The following is a 5,990-nucleotide window of genomic DNA, read 5'->3' as shown; positions in this document are numbered from 1 at the left end:
CTAATACATCGCCGCCGCCCCGGGGGGGCCGGCCGCTTCGCGTCCGGCCCCGCCCCGCCTGGAGGGAAGGGAAAACCGTTGCCGCGGCGACGCTGCTACCCCTCCGACACCTGGGACGACGAATGGGTCCTGCGAGCCGCTGTTGCCGACACCGGCCTTCGAGACGAAGGCAGGCGGCCGGCCAGAGAAGCACCCTCGCCGTGAGATCGTGGACGCGATCCGCTATGTCGTTGACAACGGATGCAAGTGGCGGGCCCTGCCCAAGGATTCCCACCCTGGCGCACGTGTTACGGATTCATGGCCCGTTGGGCTGCCGCCGGCGTCATCGGGCTGATCCGTGACCAGCTCCGCAAACGGATCCGCCGCGAGATGGGCAAGGCGCCCGGCGCGGTCGCCACCGTCATCGACTCCCAGTCGATCAAGGCCGCCGAGACCGTCGGCAAGGACTTCCGCGGCTACGACGCTGGCAAGAAAATCAATGGCCGCAGGCGCCACCTGGTCGTGGACACCAAGGGCCTGCCCCAGTTCGTCATGGTCACCCCAGCCGACATGACCGACCGCAACGCGGCCAAGGAAGTCCTGTTCCGGCTGCGGCTCATGCACCCCGAGATCACCATCGTCTGGGCCGACTCCGCCTACGCCGGACAGCTCGTCACCTGGGCGCAGATTTACCTCAACTTGACGATCAAGACCGTCAGCCGCCCGAAGGACGCCTCCGGGTTCGTCGTCCTGCCCCCGGCGCTGGGTCGTCGAACGTTCACACGCCTGGGTCATGCACGCCCGTCGACACGCGCACGACTACGAGCGGCTCATCCAGCACTCGGAATCGCTCATCACCTGGGCCGCGATCACCCTCATGACCCAGGCGAATCACCCGCCGAAGCTCCCGCAGGAGCGGACAGCCAGCCTCCCGCGAGGCCCAACGAGACTGATCATCCCGGCCCTGACGGCGAGCAGTGCCACCAAGAGGTCACCGGGCCCGGATCGCGGCCCTGAGCACCACTCTCCCACCGTCGCCGAAGCCTGTCAGGACTTCTGGCTCACAGCCACCGCTTGGCTGATTCGACGCTGTCGCCGCCGCTCGTGTTGAACGCGATGGCAGCCTTCGGCGCATGACGCCGGACCAGATTCACGACCTGTTCAAAGAGCGGCAGAAGCGGCTCCGGCTTGCGGATCCCACCCCCGATGACGACGACGTCCCAGTCGTGTTCGGACAGCGCTGCAACGATCGCCGGCTCGGCCGACTCATCCAGCTCGATCAGCGTCATGGACGCATCGATGGCGTGTTCGCCGAATCGGGCCAGTTCCTGGTCGAGGGCCGCTCGAAGGGCGTCTCCGTCCATACCGGGCACTGCACGTGGGTCGATTCCAAGAATGAGAACGCGAGGCATGCCTAAGAGGACGATCAGCCATCCGCCCAGGTTCCCACGGCACGCGGCCGGTGTCCGATCGGACGACCCCCTGGGGGAATGACGCGGACTTCGACAACTTCACGCTCCCAGCGTTTGCGGCAAGCATCTGAACCAACACCGTTCGATTCCTGAGCTGGGCAAACGCGCAGCTCAGGATTGAAAACAGGCACTTACCTTGTTCTTTTTCTTCCGACCTCGAACGGTGTCTCGAACTGAGTCGCTCACCTGGGGATTCGCCGGACGTGGGGGCGGCCTTCGTCTGATCCTGTGCTCCGACCAAGGTGCACTGACCAAGACGAAGGCCGTGAGGGTGAGTCTGCTGCCTGATGCCGTACGGAGGGAAGCGTTCGCGGAAGCGTCACGCTTGCGGGGCGAGTTCTACGAGTGCCTGACCGCGCGGCGCGACGAGTTGTTCGAACTCACCGACGCGGTGCTGTGTACGGACGGCGCGGTGAAGTCCCCTGTGGATCTGACGCTGCTGCCCGAGCACCGGCGTGGGCACGGCGCGATGTACGGCGGCCTCAACCACGGCCGGATCAACGTCGACCGGCTGCGGACGGTGCTGTCCGGGCTGTCGCTGCCACGTTTCGACGGCGGGCGCCTGGTCCTTGCCGTCGATGTGTCGCCGTGGCTCCGCTCGGACGCGCCGTGCTCGGCGGAACGGCTGTTCTGCCACGTCTACGGCCGTGCGAAGACGGCGTCGCAGTTCATTCCTGGCTGGCCCTACTCCTTCGTGGCCGTGCTGGAGCCGGGCGCCACGTCCTGGACCGCGATCCTGGACGCGGTCCGGCTCGGCCCGGCGGACGACGCCACCGCGGTCACCGCTGCCCAGTTGCGGGGTGTCGTCGAGCGGCTCGTCACCGCGGGCCAGTGGCAGACCGGGGACCCGCATATCGTGATCGTCAGCGACGCCGGCTACGACGTCACCCGTCTGGCCTGGGTCCTGCGTGACCTGCCCGTCGAGCTGGTCGGCCGCGTCCGCTCCGACCGTGTCATGCGCCTGCCGAAACCATCCCGCCGGCCGGGAACGAACGGCCGGCCGCCCAAGCACGGCCCGGAATTCCGCTTCACCAAGCCGGAGACCTGGCCCGAGCCCGCGATCACCACCGTCACCGACACCACCAACTACGGCAAGGCCGAAACCCAGGCGTGGGACCGGGTCCACCCAAGGCTCACCCACCGCTCCTCATGGCTCGACCACGACGGCGAACTGCCCTTGGTCGAAGGCACGTTGATCCGGCTGAAGGTCGAGCACCTGTCGAAGGACCGGGACGCCCCGCCGGTGTGGTTATGGTCCTCCAAGACCGGTGCGACCCCGGACGACGTGGACCGCTTCTGGCAGGCATTTCTCCGCCGCTTCGACTTGGAGCACACCTTCCGCTTCGCGAAACAGACCCTGGGCTGGACCACCCCGAAACTCCGTATTCCCGAGGCTGCGGACCGATGGACCTGGCTCCTGATCGTCGCTCACACCCAGCTCCGGCTCGCCCGGCCACTCGCCGAAGACCTCCGCCGCCCCTGGGAGAAACCCGCCACCCCCGACCGGCTCACCCCCGCCCGGGTCCGCCGGGGGTTCAGGAACATCCGCGCTCACCTCGCCTGCCCGGCCCGTGTTCCCAAACCCCGAGGCGCTGGCCCCGGACGACCTCCCGGTGCCAAGAACAAACACCGGGCACCCCGCTACGACGTCGGCAAGACCGTCAAACGCCCCGAGACCCTCAAGGCCATCGGCAAGCCTGGAAGATCTTGGTAGATAAAGAACAAGCTTACGGGCGGCCAGCGTGGTGGTGAGGTAGGCCAGGGATTCGGCGGGGGTGAACAGGCCGACCTCGATCAGGCGGCGGCTGTTGCCGGTAGACGCGTGGACGGGCGCCAACGGCCCGCGGCTGTCTTGGTCGAGCGCTCTGAATACTCCTGGCGGTGCCATGCAGGCAGGCGGCCGTGCTCTGCGTTCGTCGGCCTGCCTGGGATGGCAGCACTTCGATATTCGGGGCGGCGCTGCTGCGGGGGCGGGCAGCTGCCGGTAGGGCGTGCTCAACGCGGGCCTGCTCGATCGCGTGGAACAGCGGCAGAAGATAGGCCCTTCGCGCAGGCGAGAGATGGCGTTCCCACCGCGTCCCGTACCGGCACAGCGTGCCGTCAGCCGGATGTCTCCCAGCTGGTGGTGAACAATGCGCACTCGAGCAGGTCGGGGGCTGCACCGGACGGCCAGATGTCGCCTGCGGCCAGCTGGCCGCAGGCGGCGTGCATGAAGGAGAGGTAGACCTGGTAACGGTGGGGCGACCAGTTCCCGTCCGACCAGACCCAGGAGGCGACCGAGCCGTCCACATCGTGGCCGCTCTCGCGGCCGACCGTGGCGGCCATCGACCTCAGGCGTCTGGACAGCACCCGATCGAGGATGAGCGGCCGCACGCCGTCGACGGGCGGCAGCGCGATGCCGGTGAAGTAGAGGAACTTGGTGAAGAAGGCTGGCCCGAGCCCGGGAACCTGCCCCTGGAGCGCGGCGTACGCCTGTGGTGCACCGTGCTCGCGCAGTGCGGTGACCGCGGTGGCCAGCGCCGAGTCCAGGCCGTCGAAGGCCAGGATCTTATGCAGGGTGGCCGGGCCGCTGCCGCCGGGAGTGCCGCGTTTTCCTTTGCCCCACACATACGTCGCGACCATTGCCTCCCTGAACGCCTCGCGCCGCAGCGCGTCGGCGACGGCCGAGACCACCTCTGCCCGGCTGACCGCAGCGTCACCGCCTGCGGAGGTGGGCGCCAGCGCCTCCGGCCACGGAGTGATCTGCGCCCACCGGCTGGGCGTATAGCGGATCGTGTGCGCGCCGGGTGTCCCGTCCGCGTAAACCGACGCATTCACCTCCCACCAGCGGCCCAGCGCCCGTAAAACAGGACCGGGCAGCAGGCGTGCGGCCATCTCGCGGTCCACCGCGTCCGCACGCTCCTGGCGGCCCCGTCCGTCCTGCTCGTCCTGTCCGTCCTGTTCGTTCACGAGCCGCTCCCTGCCTGACGTGCCGCCGGCCGTGGGGAGGATGCGGCGGATTCCTTCGGTTCGGGCTGCTTTGGTACGCCCCCGCCCGGCACGAGCTCGCCGGCTGCCTGTTCCAGTTCCTGCCGGCGAAGTTCGCCACCCTCGATCAGATACGTGTCGGGCAGGGGCCGTGCAGGCAGCCCCCATGCGCGGGCGCGGGTCCGTACGCCGATGTCGCGGCTGACGACGACCACCTCCGGGGGAGCGACGGCCTGGTGCAGACGCAGTGCCGAGGCCACCAACTCGTCGTCCGGCACAGGAAGGCGGGCGTGCCCAGGCTCATCGGCCGCGATGAACACGGGGGTTCCGTCGTCCGCGATCGCCTTCTCGGGCCCTGCTTCCAGCACCGACTCCAGCAACCGGAACACGCCGCGCGCCCGCCGGGAGATCTTCTTGTCCCCCGTCTGGTAGCTCTTGGCGTCGATCTCGTCGACCACGACGTGCGGCACCATGACCGCGGTGTCCTTCCCGAACACCTTCTGCCAGGGAACATTGTCGAACCGCGTGAAGTGCAGCGTGGTGTTCGTGTCCAGCACCGCGTACCGCACGGCACCGGCGCGCCCGTACCGCTCCGGCATGGCACGCACCCGGTTGGCCACGGATCTGAAGTAGTCCTGAAGCTCGGCAAGTTCCACGTACATCATCAGCCGGGCCTCGTCCAACGGCGCGGTGAGGATCGCCCGGTAGCGGCCCGCACGGAGATGTCCCGCGATCTCCCGGTCGCTGAACCGCCGGTTGAGCTCCTCGGCGGCCTTCCAGGTCCACTCGTCGTACCGCTTGCGCACGGCCCGCATCTCGGCCTCGGCTTCCGCGCCCGTTCTCATCATGTGAGGGATCCGGTTGGAGACGTCGTTGAGACTCCCGCCCACGAGATCGTTATCCAGGAAAGCAATTGCCTCGGTGCAGGTCGTTCCGGCTCTCAGTATGCCCTTGTTCTCTCCCCCCGGGACGGGGCTCGGTGCGCCCCGTCCCGGCCCATCCTGCCAGCGCTGCTTACGCCCGATACGAGTTTCGCTCCCTCGCGCGGCGGCCGTCCCGTTCCAGGGGAGGAGAAGTGGTACGAGGCGGCAGGGATCATGGTCGAGGCGATTTGTCAGCGGGCGAGACCGCCGGGGTGCGCCGCTGGAGGGGCGCCGAAACTGCAGGACCACCCACCCGCACTTCATGGATGGTGACATCCCCCAGCTGTGCAGGGCGGCGGGGCGGCCACGCCCGCGGGGACGCTCTTACCGCGATCACCGTTGACTGGCGCCTGCCCCACGGCGCGACCGGCACCGCAGTGTCGGGCTGGGGGTCACGCTGGTGTGGTGCAGAAGTGGTGGGCACCGCGCAGCGGGGTGTGTAGTTTCCGCTGGGTGGCCCGGCTGTCGAGGCGTACGTCGAGGGCGCCGGGAAGTGTGCTGTGGGCTCGCAGGCCTGTGGGCAGCCGGGAGGCATCCAGGCCGTCACGCCTGGCGATGAGGATGCCGAGCTCGTGACGGCTCACATGCTCGGGCCCTGCGAGATGGTGGACGCCGGCCGCGTCGCTACACGCCAGTTCCAGGAGGGCGG

The 5,990-nt window shown here is 68.6% G+C and carries 6 protein-coding genes and 1 pseudogene; 3 read left to right on the top strand and 4 right to left on the bottom strand.

The features are described 5' to 3' along the window. The first annotated feature begins 142 nt into the window (after window positions 1–142). Both AB0B40_RS37760 and AB0B40_RS37755 read left to right on the top strand, forming a co-directional pair. Window positions 143–334, top strand: a complete 192-nt coding sequence (locus tag AB0B40_RS37760; protein WP_362268138.1) for a transposase — start codon at window positions 143–145, stop codon at window positions 332–334. Further along, the gene (locus AB0B40_RS37755) at window positions 298–996 is read left to right on the top strand and encodes a transposase (RefSeq protein ID WP_362268136.1); all 699 of its coding nucleotides are present in this window, start codon (window positions 298–300) and stop codon (window positions 994–996) included. The genes AB0B40_RS37760 and AB0B40_RS37755 overlap by 37 nt, the downstream gene beginning before the upstream one ends. Window positions 997–1,040: 44 nt before the next feature. On the opposite strand, the gene AB0B40_RS37750 is transcribed toward AB0B40_RS37755, so the two are convergent. Next, window positions 1,041–1,391, bottom strand: a complete 351-nt coding sequence (locus AB0B40_RS37750) for a hypothetical protein (RefSeq protein WP_030338236.1) — start codon at window positions 1,389–1,391, stop codon at window positions 1,041–1,043. A gap of 331 nt (window positions 1,392–1,722) precedes the next feature. Here AB0B40_RS37750 and AB0B40_RS37745 point away from each other — a divergent pair, with 331 nt between their 5' ends. Further along, complete coding sequence (locus tag AB0B40_RS37745; RefSeq protein WP_345049639.1) at window positions 1,723–3,165, top strand: NF041680 family putative transposase; 1,443 nt, start codon at window positions 1,723–1,725, stop codon at window positions 3,163–3,165. A gap of 386 nt (window positions 3,166–3,551) precedes the next feature. Here AB0B40_RS37745 and AB0B40_RS37740 read toward each other — a convergent pair whose 3' ends face one another. From AB0B40_RS37740 to AB0B40_RS37730, 3 genes and pseudogenes are all read right to left on the bottom strand, one after another. Continuing rightward, complete coding sequence (locus AB0B40_RS37740) at window positions 3,552–4,400, bottom strand: hypothetical protein (RefSeq protein WP_362268134.1); 849 nt, start codon at window positions 4,398–4,400, stop codon at window positions 3,552–3,554. Then, entirely contained in the window at window positions 4,397–5,266 is an 870-nt protein-coding gene (locus AB0B40_RS37735; RefSeq protein WP_362268133.1) for a PIN domain-containing protein, read from the bottom strand. The genes AB0B40_RS37740 and AB0B40_RS37735 overlap by 4 nt, the downstream gene beginning before the upstream one ends. A 467-nt stretch (window positions 5,267–5,733) precedes the next feature. After that, a pseudogene (locus tag AB0B40_RS37730) lies at window positions 5,734–5,990 on the bottom strand (dTDP-4-dehydrorhamnose reductase); the annotation flags it as partial.

This window comes from Streptomyces sp. NPDC042638, from assembly GCF_040647235.1.
Lineage (GTDB): Bacteria > Actinomycetota > Actinomycetes > Streptomycetales > Streptomycetaceae > Streptomyces > Streptomyces rameus.
The sequence above is the reverse complement of the archived record's forward strand: the minus strand, read 5'-3'. Positions and strand labels throughout refer to the sequence as shown.